This window comes from Thermosynechococcus vestitus BP-1, assembly GCF_000011345.1.
GTDB lineage: Bacteria > Cyanobacteriota > Cyanobacteriia > Thermosynechococcales > Thermosynechococcaceae > Thermosynechococcus > Thermosynechococcus vestitus.
Window position 1 is genome coordinate 1,743,571 of the sequence record NC_004113.1, and the last position, 15,998, is coordinate 1,759,568.

The 15,998-nt window shown below is 54.1% G+C and carries 19 protein-coding genes and 1 riboswitch; of the genes, 10 read left to right on the forward strand and 9 right to left on the reverse strand.

Features of this window, described 5'->3' with window-relative positions:
* Positions 1-18 precede the first annotated feature (18 nt).
* Entirely contained in the window at positions 19-390 is a 372-nt protein-coding gene (locus TLL_RS08435) for a hypothetical protein (RefSeq protein WP_011057498.1), read from the forward strand.
* 27 nt (positions 391-417) lie between these two features.
* Positions 418-852 (forward strand): hypothetical protein, encoded by a 435-nt coding sequence (locus tag TLL_RS08440; RefSeq protein ID WP_011057499.1) that lies wholly within the window; start codon positions 418-420, stop codon positions 850-852.
* On the opposite strand, the gene TLL_RS08445 is transcribed toward TLL_RS08440, so the two are convergent.
* Genes TLL_RS08445 through TLL_RS08455 form a run of 3 tightly spaced genes read right to left on the reverse strand, consistent with a single transcriptional unit; the run spans position 849 to position 4,290 of the window.
* Complete coding sequence (locus TLL_RS08445; protein ID WP_011057500.1) at positions 849-2,159, reverse strand: (Fe-S)-binding protein; 1,311 nt, start codon at positions 2,157-2,159, stop codon at positions 849-851. The two genes, TLL_RS08440 and TLL_RS08445, sit on opposite strands and share 4 nt — an antisense overlap.
* A 20-nt stretch (positions 2,160-2,179) precedes the next feature.
* Positions 2,180-3,427, reverse strand: coding sequence for an FAD-binding oxidoreductase (locus tag TLL_RS08450; protein ID WP_011057501.1), 1,248 nt, complete (start codon positions 3,425-3,427; stop codon positions 2,180-2,182).
* Positions 3,424-4,290 (reverse strand): response regulator, encoded by an 867-nt coding sequence (locus tag TLL_RS08455; protein ID WP_011057502.1) that lies wholly within the window; start codon positions 4,288-4,290, stop codon positions 3,424-3,426. Before TLL_RS08455 ends, TLL_RS08450 begins: the two co-directional genes overlap by 4 nt.
* 168 nt (positions 4,291-4,458) lie before the next feature.
* Between TLL_RS08455 and TLL_RS08460 the strand changes: the two genes are divergently transcribed.
* On the forward strand, positions 4,459-5,286 hold the full coding sequence (locus TLL_RS08460; RefSeq protein ID WP_011057503.1) for a DUF3598 family protein: 828 nt from the start codon (positions 4,459-4,461) through the stop codon (positions 5,284-5,286).
* Here the strand turns inward: TLL_RS08460 and lnt are convergent.
* Together lnt and TLL_RS08470 are read right to left on the reverse strand one after the other, a co-directional pair.
* Positions 5,249-6,769: an apolipoprotein N-acyltransferase gene (gene lnt, locus TLL_RS08465; RefSeq protein ID WP_011057504.1), complete on the reverse strand. Its 1,521-nt coding sequence runs from the start codon at positions 6,767-6,769 to the stop codon at positions 5,249-5,251. The two genes, TLL_RS08460 and lnt, sit on opposite strands and share 38 nt — an antisense overlap.
* Positions 6,720-7,919: a DNA double-strand break repair nuclease NurA gene (locus TLL_RS08470; RefSeq protein ID WP_011057505.1), complete on the reverse strand. Its 1,200-nt coding sequence runs from the start codon at positions 7,917-7,919 to the stop codon at positions 6,720-6,722. Before TLL_RS08470 ends, lnt begins: the two co-directional genes overlap by 50 nt.
* A 457-nt stretch (positions 7,920-8,376) precedes the next feature.
* Here TLL_RS08470 and TLL_RS08475 point away from each other — a divergent pair, with 457 nt between their 5' ends.
* Positions 8,377-8,940 carry a hypothetical protein gene (locus TLL_RS08475; protein ID WP_011057506.1) on the forward strand — a complete coding sequence of 188 codons (564 nt, stop codon included), beginning with the start codon at positions 8,377-8,379 and terminating at the stop codon, positions 8,938-8,940.
* Positions 8,941-9,052: 112 nt separating this feature from the next.
* On the opposite strand, the gene TLL_RS08480 is transcribed toward TLL_RS08475, so the two are convergent.
* From TLL_RS08480 to TLL_RS08495, 4 genes are all read right to left on the reverse strand, one after another.
* The gene (locus TLL_RS08480) at positions 9,053-9,505 is read right to left on the reverse strand and encodes a DUF4278 domain-containing protein (RefSeq protein ID WP_164920914.1); all 453 of its coding nucleotides are present in this window, start codon (positions 9,503-9,505) and stop codon (positions 9,053-9,055) included.
* 44 nt (positions 9,506-9,549) lie between these two features.
* Positions 9,550-9,634: riboswitch (Glutamine riboswitch) on the reverse strand.
* Positions 9,635-9,748: 114 nt separating this feature from the next.
* Complete coding sequence (locus tag TLL_RS08485; RefSeq protein WP_011057508.1) at positions 9,749-10,366, reverse strand: Crp/Fnr family transcriptional regulator; 618 nt, start codon at positions 10,364-10,366, stop codon at positions 9,749-9,751.
* Between the two features lie 166 nt (positions 10,367-10,532).
* On the reverse strand, positions 10,533-12,053 hold the full coding sequence (gene trpE, locus TLL_RS08490; protein WP_011057509.1) for an anthranilate synthase component I: 1,521 nt from the start codon (positions 12,051-12,053) through the stop codon (positions 10,533-10,535).
* Between the two features lie 33 nt (positions 12,054-12,086).
* A complete protein-coding gene (locus TLL_RS08495; protein WP_164920915.1) occupies positions 12,087-12,914 on the reverse strand; it encodes an aldose epimerase in 828 nt (275 codons plus the stop codon).
* Positions 12,915-12,992: 78 nt separating this feature from the next.
* Between TLL_RS08495 and TLL_RS08500 the strand changes: the two genes are divergently transcribed.
* The 6 genes from TLL_RS08500 to TLL_RS08525 all read left to right on the forward strand — a co-directional run bounded on the left by TLL_RS08500 (position 12,993) and on the right by TLL_RS08525 (position 15,989).
* Positions 12,993-13,358: a hypothetical protein gene (locus TLL_RS08500; RefSeq protein ID WP_011057511.1), complete on the forward strand. Its 366-nt coding sequence runs from the start codon at positions 12,993-12,995 to the stop codon at positions 13,356-13,358.
* Between the two features lie 95 nt (positions 13,359-13,453).
* Positions 13,454-13,795 (forward strand): LapA family protein, encoded by a 342-nt coding sequence (locus tag TLL_RS08505; RefSeq protein WP_164920916.1) that lies wholly within the window; start codon positions 13,454-13,456, stop codon positions 13,793-13,795.
* 75 nt (positions 13,796-13,870) lie between these two features.
* A complete protein-coding gene (def, locus tag TLL_RS08510; protein ID WP_011057513.1) occupies positions 13,871-14,437 on the forward strand; it encodes a peptide deformylase in 567 nt (188 codons plus the stop codon).
* 18 nt (positions 14,438-14,455) lie between these two features.
* Positions 14,456-14,653, forward strand: a complete 198-nt coding sequence (locus tag TLL_RS08515) for a hypothetical protein (protein ID WP_011057514.1) — start codon at positions 14,456-14,458, stop codon at positions 14,651-14,653.
* A gap of 16 nt (positions 14,654-14,669) precedes the next feature.
* Positions 14,670-15,053, forward strand: coding sequence for a glycine cleavage system protein GcvH (gcvH, locus tag TLL_RS08520; RefSeq protein ID WP_011057515.1), 384 nt, complete (start codon positions 14,670-14,672; stop codon positions 15,051-15,053).
* A complete protein-coding gene (locus tag TLL_RS08525) occupies positions 15,054-15,989 on the forward strand; it encodes a branched-chain amino acid ABC transporter permease (RefSeq protein ID WP_011057516.1) in 936 nt (311 codons plus the stop codon). It abuts the gene before it with no gap.
* Positions 15,990-15,998: the final 9 nt, after the last annotated feature.

Sequence of the window (15,998 nt, forward strand, 5' to 3'; positions counted from 1 at the left end):
AGAAGGATTAGGTACCCCGTGTTTGATCCACCGATTGTCTTGCTGCTGGCCGGTATTTTTATGGGCTTGACCAGTGGTAAAGCCTTTGAGGCCACCCTCAAGCAGAGCGTCCAAGAATGGAACCGCAGTCGCTCCACTCGCGTTCTGAGTCAGTTGCGCGGTCCCCAGCTTCAGTTGCCCTACCTGGGGATTTCCCTTGGCATCTGGCTCTTCCTGATGGCAGGATTGTGGACCTATGGCTTTGGGGCAGGCCTGAGTATGATCATTGCCTTTGTGCTGACGATCGCCACCGCCCTTTTGGTGTGGTATCAACTGGGGAAAGTGCTCACGATTTTAAGTACAGGTGGGTCCCGTGCCCTTGATATCGATGCCCTTGAGGCTAAGGAATAGTTCTCTAGAGTTGCCAAAGGAGGCGTTGTGGATTTACTGACGCAAGTGGACGAACTGATTGCCAACGCCCCCGATGACCCGCCAACCGTTGCCGCGGTACAGGCGATCGCCCCCATTCTCTATGAGGAAGCCCAGCGCTACGGGCAAACCGTTTACTACGTCCTGCAAACCCGTGATGGTCAATGGCAGGTGATTACCCTCGAAGAGCAGCACCCTCCCCACCAACAAAAAAATGTTATCCACGCCTACGGTAGCGAAGCCATGGCCCAAGAGGCCTGTGATGAACAGGTGATCCCAGTGGCAATGCCAATTATTCCCCTTTTGTTTCAACTCTTGGCCGCAGAGCCAGTGGATAGCCTGATGATCCTGGAGGCAGACGGGGAGCGAGCCTGGGAAGTGGGGCGGCAATCGTTACTGGCTCAAGTCCGCTCAATCCTCAGTGCCCCCCCAGACATTGCCTAGGAGGGAAGCGGCTCACCGCGAATGGCCAAGTCTAACAGTTGCATGGGGTGGTAAATGGGCACGGAGCTGCCTTGCTCTTGCAGATACTGCCGCAACTGGACCGTGCAGCCCACATTGGCTGAGACAATCACATCTGGGTGCGTATTTAGTAGGTTGCGCACCTTTTGTCGTCCCAATTCCGCCGCCACATCCGGTTGGAGAATGTTGTAAACTCCGGCACTGCCACAGCACAGCGCCGCATCCAGGGGTTCTCGCAGTTGCACTTGGGGAATTTGGCGGAGCAGTTGCCGCGGCTCAAGGCGGATTTTTTGCCCGTGGATCATGTGGCAGGCATCTTGATAGACCAACCTGAGAGGGCGATCACCCAAGGGGTGTAAGGGCGTTATCAACCCCTGCTTGATCAAAAAGACCTGTACATCCTCAACCTTTTCCACAAACTCGCGGGCGCGATCGCGATACTCGGGGTCAGCCGCCAATAGGTGATGGTATTCCTTGAGGGTATGGCCACAACCCGAGGCATTGATTAAAATGGCATCCACCTTAGCGGCACTAAAACAGTCAATCATTTGGTGAGCAAGGGTTTGCGCCTGCTTCTGTTCCCCCTGGTGATGGGGTAGGGCACCGCAGCAGCCCTGTTGGCGTGGCAGCACCACCTCAAAGCCATTGGCACTTAAGACGGCGATTGTGGCGTCATTGACTTCAGGCAAAAAGAGCCGTTGTACACAACCGAGAATCACCCCCACGCGGCCCCGCTTTTTCCCTTGGGCAGGTACCACCTCAGGAGAGCGATCGCGAAATGTTTTTGCCGAAAGGGAGGGCAGCATTTGATACATGGCCGCTAGGGACTTAGGCAGTAGCCGTTTGAGGAGTCCCAGGCGCTTTTCAAGAGCCGCTAAGCCCAATTTTTGGTAGAGCCACAGGGGCAACAGGAGGGCCCGCAGCCGTTGGGGATAGGGCAGCGTTTGGAAAATCAACTGCCGCAGCCAGCGATCGCCCGCAGGACGCTGATAATGACGCTGCACTTGAACCCGAGTGGCAGCAATCAGCTTATCGTACTCAACTCCCGAGGGACAGGTGGTGACACAGGCCAAGCAGCCCAAACAGGAATCAAAGTGCTGGGCGACCGCCGCCAGTTGCACTTGCCCCTCATTAATCGCATCCATGAGGTAGATACGGCCACGGGGGGAATCCATTTCTGTGCCCAGGACCCGATAACTGGGACAAGTCGAGAGGCAAAACCCGCAGTGGACACAGGCATCAATCAGGTGTGGATCGGGCGGGTCAGCCACAGGATCAGTTGCAGTCATTCGTCAGTATTGAAACTTGTCTAGAGATTGCCGACAAAAACCCCAGTGCCAAAGACACCCTTTGCATCCAATTGTTGCTTAAGATTCCGCATCAATTCAAGGGCGTTGCCGCGATAGTCCCAAGGATCCAGTTGCCCCTTGAGGCTGAGGGGTGCAGCTAAGAGGGTGACATAGCCCCGGGGTAAGCCTTGGCGTAGCCTGAGAATGAGTTGACGGAGATTATCCTCCTGTCCGTGGAGATAGGCATAACCGACCCCTGCACTCATTTCGCCGCGGCACTCGCAGGCCAATTCCCTTGCCAACTGTTGAAGCTGGCTGAGGGTGGGCAACATCTCCTGCAATGGCACGCCGATTTTGAGAATCACTTGATCGGGGGTGGGGTTGAGGGTCATGCCTAGGGGGGCGGCAGCTTCCAGTTGCAGATCATGGGTCTGGGCAATCTGACTGAGGCGATCGCCCAAGGTGCCCGAAGCCAACACTTCCCGCAGCGTATGAAACTCCAGTGCCAGGAAGAGTGCCCCCGTTCCTTCAAGGCGCAGCACACAGCGCGCCGGCGCCAGGGAACTCCTTAAAAGGGCCGCCAATCCACTGGCCAAGGCAGAGACCTCTCCCCGCAACTGCCAAATTTGTACCGCATCCGGCAGGGGATAGACCCGCAACGTCACTTCTGTGAGGATTCCCAGCGTGCCATAGCTACCGATGAGCAGCTTCATCAGGTCATAGCCAGCAACATTTTTCACCACTCGCCCCCCAGCTTTGACGATTTGGCCATCACTGCGAATGAACTTGACCCCCAATAACTGATCGCGCCATGACCCGTAGCGCTGGCGCAGGGTACCATTACTGCAGGTGGCCAAGCAGCCGCCAAGGGTAGCCGTTTCCTGAAAGAGAGGGTCTGCCGCAATCCATTGCCCTGCCGTTGCCAGTTGTTGCTGAAGGCGTTGCCAGGGGATGCCGACTTGGGTGGTGACGGTCATATCGGCAGCCGCATGATCAATGAGCCTGTGCCACGCCGTTGTCCGCAGCAAAAGATCTGCCTGGGGGATGTTGCCGAGCCAGTTGAGTTTTGTTCCTGCTCCAATGGGCAGTACTCGCCAGCCTTGCCGTTGGGCACAGGCAATCACCTCTGCCCCGGCTTCTGGGGTGGGGGGAGTCACCAGCAGGGCATGCTCAGGCAGATAGGGACGCAGGTGGGGGGCGCGATCGCCCAATTCAGCAATAGGATGAACAGCAGCCTCCCCCAAGAGTGCGGTTAGGGTTTGCTTCATGGATTGCGGGTGGGCAGTTCAAAGACAAAGCCCTCATAGTACAGGAGTTGGCCGTCCTCACTTTTGACAGGGCGAGCGCATTCGCAGATGGTGGTGATTGTTTGGTCAGCACGATACACCTTGGAAACTAAATTGCGCACGACGCCCCGGCTTTGAATTTGTTGCTGGAACTTCTGCCAACTGCTGTCATCCACGTAGGGGCGTTGGTTGTGGTGCTCAATATCCGCTAACCAGTCTTCAGCATCGGCATAGCCATAGATGCGCGCTAGGGCATTGTTCACTTTGAAGTAAACCCCCTCGGGAGAACTTTGGTAAATTCCCACCACCGCCTCCTCAAACATTTGGCGATACTGTTCTTGCGCTGCTTGCAGTGAGGCCACCAATTCACGGCGCTCTTCTGCAATTTCCTGCAACTGCTGGTTTTGCTTTTGCAAGAGAGCATTCTTTTGCCGTAGCTTCCGCTGTAGGAGGGCGATCGTCAACTGATTTTTCACCCGTGCCAGCACTTCCGCCTGCTGAAAGGGTTTGGTGATGTAGTCAGCGCCACCTATTTCAAAGGCCTTGACCTTGTCAAATACATCATCCAAGGCACTAATGAAAATAATGGGGATATGCTTGGTCTTGGGATTTTGCTTGAGGGTTTGACAGAGCTCATAGCCATCCATATCGGGCATCATGATGTCCAGCAAGATGACATCTGGAGGTTCTGCTTCAATACCCATGAGTGCCATTTGGCCGCTGATGGCGCCACGCACATCGTAGCCTTCCAGTTGCAGCAGGGTTGTTAAAACTTCAACATTTTCGGGGGTATCATCGACAATTAAAATGCGACCAGCCCCTGAGTTAAAGAGGTCGGTGGTCATGCACAGGTCTCCCAATGGCAATCGTTTGTCAGCGCCCTGACACTCCCCATCCTATCAAAGTTTTTTCTGAGTGCTGGCGATCGCCCCCAATTTGCAAGGTGCAGAATCTCAACGGCTGTACTGATTTTTCTATACCATGGGGGTAACCCACAGCAGCGACGGGTATCCATGACAACAAACTGGGACAATTTTCGCAAAAACCTTGGGGAATGGCAGGGCTCCTTTACGGCGGTCAGCCCGACGGGGGAACTGGGGGCCTCGGTGCCTTCTATTTTGATCCTTGCCGAGACTGCCGATGGCCAGCGGGTGCGTTTTGAACTACGACGCTTTGGCAATGGCCTCGATCAGCCCCCCACTAGTGAAACGGTCCAAGAGTACAGTACCATTGGCCGCCAAAATGTGTTTTTCGCAACGGGGGCATTTTCTAAGGGATCGTTGCAGGTGGCCCCCTTTGCTGAGTTTGGCGCAGAGTATGGCTTTGTTATGGGCGATCGCCGACTGCGGTTTGTGCAGCTCTTTAACAAAAATCAGCAGTTACAGTCCATGACCTTGATTCGGGAGTTTCGTGCCCACAGTAATGCCGTGGAACGTCCGCCCTTAACTGTGGATCAGCTCCTTGGCGAGTGGCGCGGCACCGCCTACACCGTCTATGCCGACTGGCGATCGCCCACGGAAACTCCCACCCAGCTTAGCCTTTGGCGCGAGGGCGATCGGCTCTACCAACGGCTGCAAACCCCCGACCACGAGGTGAAAACAACGGCCACGATTACTGGTTCACGGCTCCTGTTTAGCGACACGGATCAACCTAAGCAGCTTGTACTGCTCCCCGATGGCACCTCTAGCCTCACGCCCCTACAGGTGTCCTTTCGGCAGCCCTTCTTTGTTGAGGTGGGTTGGCTGTGGGCAGAGGGTCAGCGGCAGCGCCTCATTCGTACCTATGGCGATCGCGGTGAATGGGTCAGTGCCACCCTCGTTGTCGAAGAACGGATAAGCTAAGCATCCCCAGTAAGAGGGGGAGCAACCAATCCCCGTAGCGGGTGTAGAGGGTCTCGGTCTGCCGCCGGAAAATCGTTGCGGCATAAATCACAAACTCGTCGGCCTTTGAGAGCCACAGGGTTTCCCCCGTAGGCGCAATCACAGCGGAAAGGCCCGTATTGGTGCAGCGCACTAGCCAGCGATCGCCTTCGACGGCGCGCAACACATCATGGCCGTGGTGCTGGGTCATGAGTTGGCGATGGTAGGGATCATCGTTGGCAACACTGAGGATAAACTGCCCCCCATGAACCAGTTGCCAGCGACTGCGGTGGGAAAAGGCGGATTCAAAGCAAATCAGGACAACCGCATTCCCCCAAGGGGTGGTAAAGACCTGCTCAGGATCTCCGGGAATCAGGGGCGATCGCAACGTGGATAACCGCTGCACCACCCCCCCCAACCAAGGGGGAATATATTCCCCCAATGGGACAAGATTCACTTTTCCATAGTGACTGTCAATCTCACCGTTGCCATCGAGGCTCAGGAGCACCTGATGAGACCCCCCCGCCGTCTCCATAAATGTTCCTAACCACAGGGGCACACCCGCCTCCCGCACCGCCTCAGTGATGGGATTCATTTGCTGCGGTTGCCAGAGAATAGGCAGGGCCCCCTCTGGGGTCAAGACGGCATCAACGCCCCAACTGACCAGTTGGTGATAGCCCTGCAAATAGACTTGCCAGGCGCGGCGAATACCCTCTGGAGTTAGCTTTTCCCGTGTGGGGATATTGCCTTGGATCAAACCCACCCGCAGCGGTTCCCCGCGATCCGCCATTACCCTAACACTGAGAACCCCATTCAGGGCGATCGCTGCCACCAGCGTCATAGCCAGCCCTACCCTTGCCCATTTTTGCTGCCGCAGACTCAGGGTGACGAGGCCATTCACCGTCATGACGACTGCGGTGATTGTGGTTGGCCCCGCCAGACGACCCAGTTGAACGAGTCCCCCTGGGCTTTGGGTCAGGGATAAACTAATCCACCACAGCGGTGAATGGCTCCAGAGGGCTTCAAGGGCACACCACAGGGTGACACCCCACAGGAGTTGCCAAGGCGCGGATCGCCGCACCCCATAGCGCGCCATCAACAACGCCCAACTCCCACTCAGAACTGCTCCCCAACTGCTGAGACACAGCCAAATCCCGCGCGAGATCAGCCAACTGGGCACTGGGTCAATGCCAATCCAGGTGAGGGGATGCAAATCCCACACCCAGACTAGGCTACTGCCATAGAACCCCCAACCCCAACACAGCCCAGCGATCGCTGCCCACAGCGGCGCTAAAACCTGACACTGCCACCACAGGGGGACAATCCCCACAAAGGCTAGGAACCATCCACTCACTGGTGGTAGCGCCAACTGCGTTCCCCAACCCGCGATGCCTAAACCAACAAACAGCAGCCACCTAGACAATACTTTGGCGTTTGCGTTGCTCTTTGGGGGAAGGCGCCACATGCCAGTGTCCTGCCTTAATCAGCTCCCGCTCTAGTAAAGCAAAAAAGCGCTGGCGATCGCTGCCGCGCACAACGGCTAAATTGTGGGCTTCTGCCAAGGCCACAGGGTAACCCCGGCCTTTTTGAATTTGTGCTGCCGTCAACGAGACCGCCCGTTGCCATAGGTCTGCATCCTGGGCTACCCATTGGGGAACTTCCAAACGCACCACCTCCGAGCCACCGTGGAGGTAGGCAACGTAGATGTGATGTGCGCCGTAGTGCTCCAAAATGCGGCTGCGGCTACGCCAGAGGGAACTATGCTGTTGCGGTGCTAAGTGGGCTTGCCAGAGGAGCACATCCCGCAGGGCATCAAAGACGTGACAAGGGGGGCGATCGCGCGTGACCTCGAGGACAGTTGAACTGCCCTGACCACAGTGGAGGGCACAGTTGGGTTCAGGGTAGGGACAAACCCCCAAGCGCAGAAAATTCACCGTTTCATGACTGCGGGAGGCACTGACATACCCCACCAGGGGGACTCGCTTCGCTCGCAATTGATCCCAAGCAGCTAAGATTGGCCTCAACAATTCCTCGCGCACCATTGACGGCAGGGATTCCCATGCCCAGAAAATGAGTGAACCATCCACGAGGGCTAAGCTGGGGGCTTTCGCATGTTGAGTGTGAAGGAGTTCAACAAGGGCAAGCATTTCCGCTTGGGTGCGGCGGTAACGTAACCAATCCTCTATGGTGAGTCCCCAGCCCCGCGATCGCTCCAATTCATCGGGGTCATATACCAACTGCGGTACGCTATCTAAATGAGGGCGCTGGCTTTGACCGTAGGCGATCGCCACCCGTCCCACATTGATCAAGTAACAATAGGCAATTTCGTGGTGACTGGGGGCAATTTGCGAACCATCGGTAGCAAAAATCGTGTGCGCCCTTGGGGCAGGGGGTACAGTGTGCTTTACCGTCAGCGACTCAAGGGGTTCAGCCGCATTAAAGGGAAAGGACTCGCCCCACTCCTGGAGGGCTTGGCGATAGTGTTCTAGATTTTCTGCCATTGCTGTGAGGACTGCGAGGGCACGGGTTTGTTTTTGTTGGTTAGCGATCGCCCCTTGGCGGATTAGTTGACCCACCGTTCCCATTTGAGCAGCCACTTTTACCAAGTCCAACACGAGTTTTGTCTCTGGTTGTATCTAGGACTCACGGAGGTCATCCAGCCCAGCGCGAATACCCACCTAATTTTGGAGCTTGAGGATGCCTCTCTATACGTTTTAACAACTGCGGGCGGCACATGTTTGACAGAGGCGCGATCGCTGGCCCAATCTAGTCGATGAGCGTTAGGCGAAAAGTTCCAACTCTACCCTCATAACTCTATCGGTATGTATTGTGAAAATAACTTTATTAAGATTTATTAAGAACGGGAACTCCCCGAAAGTTTACCCCTGTGCTGTGGGCATACTACAGGGATAGGAAATATAGTACAATTCCTCAAAAAAAAACAACAGCAATTTTCTGAAGCAGGTTCTATGGATTGCATAAATAAATATATAGCTATAACGTATGTAAAAAAGCTGACCCTGTAGTATACCTAGATTGTTTGAGCAATGAATTCTACCAGCAGCAATAGCCATGAGAATTGGAGAACTCCTACTGAAGGCTGGGTTAATTACACCTGGTCAGCTCCAAGTTGCCCTAATAGAGCAAGGGATTTATACCAAAGTGCGTCTTGGTGAAATTCTTGCCCTTCATGGTTGGCTATCCCAAGAAACAATTGACTTTTTTGTAGAAGAGTGGCCAAAACTGGCTCAAGATAAACAAAAACATCCTATTGGTTTTTACCTGAAAAAGGCCGGTTTATTAACGGAAGAGCAGATTAATCAAATTCTCAAGGAGCAGTGGCAAGCTAGCTATCGCTTTGGGGCCTTGGCTGTCCTCAATGGCTGGGTGAAGCAGGAAACAGTCAACTTCTTTCTAGAACATATCAACCCAAACGCCCTCAAAGAAAGTGTCCGCATCGAGAAGGCCACATTATCGACGGTCAACCGACGAACCGCGCAAAGTCGCAACCATGCAACCAAACATTCAAAACAATCCTCTATATTCCTGAAAAATACATCCCTGAAAAACCATTTAGTGGATCCAGAGGACTTGTCAGAGATTGACCTTGACCTAGATATTGAATGCCTATGTTAGCCTGAAAACAACTGTTACGTCACTCGCTGAAATAAAAAACTCGCACTAGAGAAAACTCCAATGCGAGGGTAATCACGAATCAGTCTTGAGAGAGGACAATCACGTCCGTGGACTAGCTCATTGTGGCAGGACTGCGATCGTAGCTTGTCCAAATATGGGGTTTAATTTTGCCTTGAATTTGGTTCCAATAGTGACCTGCAGCCGCAGGTAATCCCATTTGGGCAATCATCCGTGTCAGGAGGGATTGTTCGCGGTTTTTGATCACCTGGTGGTGATAGGTGAGAATAACCCGCGACAGTTGATTGAGATCAAGCGCTGGCATATTCACTTCAGAGGCTGTGTTGGCAGCAGCAGTTGCCGTCGTATTCACGGCTTCTGCTTGACCAGTACGATAGGCCACGCCGCGATAGATGAGATCCCGCACTGGTTGAGCCGGGGGATTCACTGCGTGGGTACAGTGGTAATTCCAACCCCGATATTTGGCCACCACATCGGTTGCTTCGGTGAGTACTGCCGGAGGAACGTAATCGTATTGAACGCCGCGATAGGTAAGTGTGGTTTTCATAGTCATCGCCCCAAATTATCTGCTAGGTGGTTTGTGTCAACTGAGGCGCGTTCCTTCGGGACAACTGCCCTACTTCCGTCTTCGCTGCTCACCCAAGTTTTCAGGTGCGCTCTAGCGAAGATGAACGATTTATTTCTGTATCTAATTTAACACTTTTGGTATTATGAAGGCAAGTGGTTACAAAAATTTACACTAGAAAGTGACCCCCTGTTCTAGGGGGGCTAAATTTGGACAGGAATGCCCTTAAATCCCAGGGGCGTGGGTGAGGATAATGTGGCGATCGCGATCGTAGGTGAGCCAACGTTCCTGCCGCAGCTTGCCCAGAAGGCGGGTCATGGTCACCCGACTCGTACCGATGGCGGTTGCCAGTTGCTGATGGGTGAGGCGGACACGGTAGCGTGTACCCAGGGGATGAGGTTCACCAATTTCTTGCTTTAACAGCAGCAGTAAATGGCGTAATCGCTCCTCAATGCGGCGATGACTAGTAATTCCTAAGAGACCTTCCGCTTGCCGTAGGCGACGAGCTAGACCCCGTACAAGGCTTTGGGTCAAGTTGGGCGAGGATTCCACCTCCACCAGCGTAAAGAGCATCAGTTCTGTCTTGGAAAGGGCCTTGGCTTGGTAGGCCATTAAACTGGTCAACGGTAAACCAAAAGCAGTACCTGGTGTAGCCAGTCCCACCACCACCTCTTCACCATCGGGGTGCAGCAGATTCAAGAGGACGACACCGCGGCTCACTAGCCAAATGCGTTCTGGCTCCATCCAGATGCTGTCCCCGCTGCTAAACGTGTGCACCCGCAAGGAGGAGCGCCAGCGTCCATCCACAGGAGGAGTGACTGCAGCGGTGGAGACGTTTGCCATGGCGGTAGAACCTCGAGCAAAGGAACCAGCCCTTAGGTGTGTGCCTGAGAGATGGGTTGTTCTGCCAACATTCCCAGGGTTTGGGTTCTGGGTAACGTTCGCTAAAACTCTTTACTAGGCTAAGGGGCTAACGTAAAGATGAGATAATCCTTGGTTCAAGATTGGGTTAAGGTTTTGTTGTCAGGGCAGAAATCGCTTCCAACAGCCCCCGTGCTTTGTTGAGGGTTTCTTCGTATTCCCGCTGCGGATCGGAGTCGGCAACAATACCAGCACCCGCTTGCACATGAATCAGATGTTGATGGTCCGTCAGGGGTTGCACCACCATTGTGCGAATGGCGATCGCTGTATTGAGTTGACCTTCAAAGTCATAGTAACCATAGGCACCGGAGTAGGGGCCACGGCGGCAACCCTCCAATTCATAGATAATTTCCATGGCACGAATTTTGGGGGCACCACTGACTGTACCAGCGGGGAAACAGGCTTGGAGTAAGTCCCATGCCGTTTTATCAGGCAATAGTTCACCCACCACATTACTGACAATGTGCATGACATGGGAATAGCGCTCAATCACCATAAAGGCTTCAACGCTGACACTCCCCTGACGACACACGCGCCCCAAATCATTGCGCCCCAAATCAACCAGCATGACGTGTTCGGCCACTTCTTTGGTATCGGCAAGGAGTTCTGCGGCAAGCTGCTGATCTTCGGTGTAGGTGTGCCCCCGCTGGCGAGTACCGGCAATAGGACGCACAGTCGCAAGGAGAGAGCCAGCGTTTTCAGGATGGTGCTCGGCTTTAACCATGACCTCTGGACTAGAGCCAATGATCTGCCACGTGCCAAATTGAAAGTAGGCCATGTAGGGGGAAGGGTTAATCAGGCGCAAGGAGCGATAGAGGGCAAAGGGATCGCCGCGGTAGGTGGCACTGAGGCGTTGGGAGAGAACGACTTGGAAAATATCCCCCGCACGAATATAGTCCTTAGCGCGCGCCACATTGGTACGGAAGGCTTCGGAGGTAATGTTGCTAGTGTAACTGGGGATCTGACGACTGGGTTGCCAATGGAGCTGAGTGGCCTCAGGGGGAATACGGGTTTGCAGTTTACGCAAAAGCCGCTCTAGGCGATCGCTCGCGTGGGTATAGGCTGTTTTCAAGTCCGTCTCACGGGTATCGGCATAGACCACCGCCCAGATTTTTCGCTTCACCTGATCAAAAATCAGGATTTGATCCACCTGCATCCACACCCCGTCAGGCAAATCCCTTGCCGTGGCAGGATGAATGGGAACCCGTGGCTCAATCCACTGAATCAGTTCATAGCCCCAAAAACCAAAAAGACCACCAATGCCCCCCGGCAGTTGCGCTAGCTTCACCGGCTGATAGGGTGCAAGGCAGTTGGCCAAAATGGTGAAGGGATTGCCGGTAAACCTGGTAACTGACCCATCGCGATGGGTTTGGGTGGTTTGGTTGCCGCGGGTTTCCAGTACCCACAGGGGATCACAACTGAGGAGACTGTAGCGGGCCAGTTGTTCGCCTCCCTCGACGGACTCGAGCAAAAAGTTGTAGGGGCGATCGCGACAGACCCGATACCAAGCCGACACAGGTGTATCCATATCCGCCACCCACTCCTCATAGAGGGGGATAAAGTTACCCTGCTCGGCAAGCTGACAAAAAGTCTGAAAATCGGGGTACATGGTCGCATGTGTGAAAACTTTCTTATTTTCTCCCTAAAGGGGAGCAACAGCAATCTCAACGCCAAGGGTCAGGTGCTTCTGGGGTGGCACGTGCAGTAGATCCACCCCCGTATTCAATGCATTGCGGGGGGCAGTCCAAGGCTCTAGACAGTAGTAGGGTTTCCCCTGAACCGTCCAAAAGACGAGGGTTGTAAACGCTGTATCGTAGCGGAGCGTCAGGCAGTACTGTTGTTGCAGGTCAAAGACGCGAGCCACTTGACCCGTGAGCGGGCGACAGGCCCAATCGAGTTCTGCTGCACTCCAGTCAAACGTGCCGCTAAAGGTCAGGGGTTGTTGGGTTTTTTGATCCACCATGGCATGGATCGGCAAGTCGAACTGCAATTGGTGCTTGTCAGCAACGGCAAAGTAGGGATGCAAGCCAAAGCTAAAGGGCAAGGGGATGTCACCGGGGTTAGCCACCTCAAGGGCGATCGCCAAGGCATCAGCAGCAAGGGTATAGGTTAAGGTCAGATGAAAGGCAAAGGGATAGACTTGGCGCGTGGCTGGGGTATCTTGCAATCCCAGTTTCAAGACATGTTGCCGCTGATCGAGCACCTGCCATGGCAAGTCCCGGGCAAAGCCGTGCTGCTTGAGGTGGTAGGTTTGGCCATTGTCGTGAAATGCATCCTCGGGCAAATTGCCACAAATAGGAAACAGGAGGGGAATACCGCCGCGCACGCTGAACTGAGGGTTGGCAAAGCGCTCCCGATCTAAGTACAGCAGCTCATGGCCTTGCCACTGCCAGCGACTAATGAGGCCACCGCGCTCTGGGATTACCTCAACGCGAGTACGTTCGGCATGGAGAGTATAGGGCATTACCATAGCTGGACAGCAGGCCTGCTTCTTAGGATACACCCGCGACTACGCTAGAATAGCGACAATGCCCTTGGAGGGAAGCCAATGTCCCTAAGATTTACCCTAAACCCCACCCTACGTTTTTGGTTCAGTGTGTTGCTGGTTACTTGGTTGCTGGGGCTACTGGGGCTAGGCTGGTTAGTGCAATCCTTTCTGGTGCTGTTCTTAATCTTAATGTTGACGCCGGTGCTCCTTTTTGCGGGCTTGCAACTTTGGTTGCGCTGGCAGTTGGTGACGGCGGCTTGTCCAGTGTGTGGCTTTGAATTTAGCAGTTTGAATAATACCCAGACCCAATGCCCTGCCTGTGGCGAAATGCTGATGGTACGCGATCGCCAGTTTCAACGACTCGCTCCCCCCGGCACCATTGATGTCCAAGCAGTAGAAATCAGTCACTCGGTGATTGAGGACTAACTACAGTGGTATGATGAACCCAAGATTGTTGGTCGCTGGCAAGATGCCCGATGCGACAATCTCTATCTATGACTAGATTGGCTACAGGATGCCCTATGCGACAACTGAACTTCTTGATGATATTTGTCATTGGCTTGGGCTTAGTTCTCTTTAGTATTCAAAATACTGAACCCGTTAGTATCAAGTTCTTTGAAGGGAAAGTCATTCAAGCGCCATTGTGCATTGAACTCATTATAGCGATGGGCATTGGTGCCGTCTTTGCCTGGGTCTTTAACGTCTGGGTACAGGTACAGCGCCTCTTTACAATTCGGGTGGAAATGGAAGCCCGCGATGAACAAATTGCCCACCTTGAGCAGGATGTGGAACGCTATAAAGCTGCCCTTGAGGAGCAACAACGCCTCTTGCCCAGTGTCAGCAGCGCCTCGACGGAAAAGTAGCCTAGAGCCTTGAAAATTCGTTAGGCTAAAAGGGGATTAAACTTTGTTATTTTTTGTGTTAACTCGGCGTGTCCTATGGCTGCATCTCTGGCTGTCGAAAAGAAAAAGTTAAAAAATCCGCCCCTACAACTGCACTATTTGGGCGATCGCGTGCTCCGTCAACCCGCCAAACGGGTCAGTAAAGTGGATGACAGTATCCGCGATATTGCGCGGAAAATGCTCCAAACGATGTACAGTGCCGATGGCATTGGCTTAGCGGCACCGCAGGTGGGCATCAATAAGCAAATTCTCGTCATCGATATTCATCCCGATGACCCTGAAGCGGAGCCCTTGGTGATGATTAACCCGGTCATTAAGGACTTCAGTGAAGAACTGGAGGTTTGCCAAGAGGGCTGCCTCAGTATTCCTGGGGTGTACCTAGAGGTGCGTCGTCCGGCCATGGTGGAGGTCTCCTACAAAGATGAGTGGGGTCGTCCCCAAGTGATCATGGCGGGTGGGTTGCTTGCCCGTGCGATCCAGCATGAAATTGATCACCTAACGGGGGTGATGTTTGTCGATCGCGTGGAAAACCAAGCGCTGCTGCGCCATGAACTCAAGGAGCATGGGTTTACCGCCAGTGCTGTGCGTCCCATTGCTGCCTAACCCTGAGGAGCATGGTCTGTGGCCAAAAGTTATCTATACTTAGTGGGGGCCTGTGTGGCAGCGATCGCCACAGTGGGTTGCATTTTTGAACTGAGCTCTGGGGAAGCCCAGTTGGGAACTGTGCCCACCACCGTAATTTTGCTCCTCAGTGCACCCCTTGGTTTAGTGGCCTTTGTAACAGCGGTGCGCCTTGCCCGTGCCAGCGATCGCCCCTGATGGATTGGAATCTACTATGACACTCACCTATCCTGAGGACCTGCAATATCTTGACAGCCATGAGTACCTGCGCCTTGAGGGCGACACGGCTACCCTCGGCATTAGTGCCTTTGCTGTGGATCAACTGGGGGATATCGTCTTTGTCGAGTTGCCTGCCGTTGGCGATGCCCTAGAACCCGGCGAACGCTTTGGCACAATTGAATCGGTCAAGGCCGTTGAGGATCTCTATGCGCCCCTTGGGGGAACCGTCATTGCCGTTAATCAAGCCGTCATTGACAACCCTGAGCAAATTGCCGCAGATCCCTATGGTGAGGGGTGGTTGGTGAAGGTGCAAGTCAGTACCCTCCCTACGGGACTCCTCTCAGCAGCGGATTATCGTGCCCTAGTGGAAGGATCGTAGGTGGTAACCAACGCCTTGCAAGTCCTTGTGGATGGACTAGCCACAGGGAGTGTTTATGCCATTTTTGCCCTCGGCTATACCCTTGTCTTCTCGATTTTGGGCATCATTAACTTTGCTCACGGCGCTGTTTTTGCCCTTGGGGCTTATCTCACCTATGCCCTCTTGGGAGGACGCTTTGGCTTTAATGGCCTGTTGGCCAATGGGCAGCTTCCCGTTGCCTTGCCCTTTGCCCCGGCCTTGGCCTTGAGTGCCCTTGGCTGTGGGCTGTTGGGGGTGGGCATTGACTGGATTGTCTTTCGACCGTTGCGGCAGCAGGGCACCGATACCCTCTTGACGGTGGTGGCCAGTCTTGGCGCTGCCGTTTTCCTCACCAACTTGATCCAGTATTTAGTGGGTGCCGAAGTCTATACCTATCCCGATCAACTCTGGGGTGGATTGCCCCTTACCCTGCAATGGGGGGACATTACCCTGCGCACTAGCCAATTGATTATCTTTGCCGTGGCCGTGGTTTTGATGATTGCCCTGACCTATTGGGTGAAAGGGACGCGCATGGGGAAAGGATTGCAGGCCGTGGCTGAAAATCCAACTGCCGCCACATTGCTGGGCATTGATGGCGATCGCATTATTCAAGTGACATTTTTTGTTAGCAGTGCTTTGGCTGCTGTTGCTGGCACCCTCATCGCCTTGAGTGTTGGGATTACAGGACCACAGTTTGGGGTGATCTTTGGCCTCAAGGGGTTAGCGGTGATTGTTCTGGGGGGCCTCGGCAGTTTACCAGGGACAATGTTGGCCGGCTTTTTGCTGGGATTGGTGGAGGCAATGGTGCCTGCGGCTGCTTCGGGGTTTCGCGATGCTGCTGCCTTTGCCATCCTTTTCCTAGTGCTGCTGGCGCGCCCCCAAGGGCTCTTGGGTCAGCCCCCCGTTGAAAAAGTCTAGGGGGTTTCA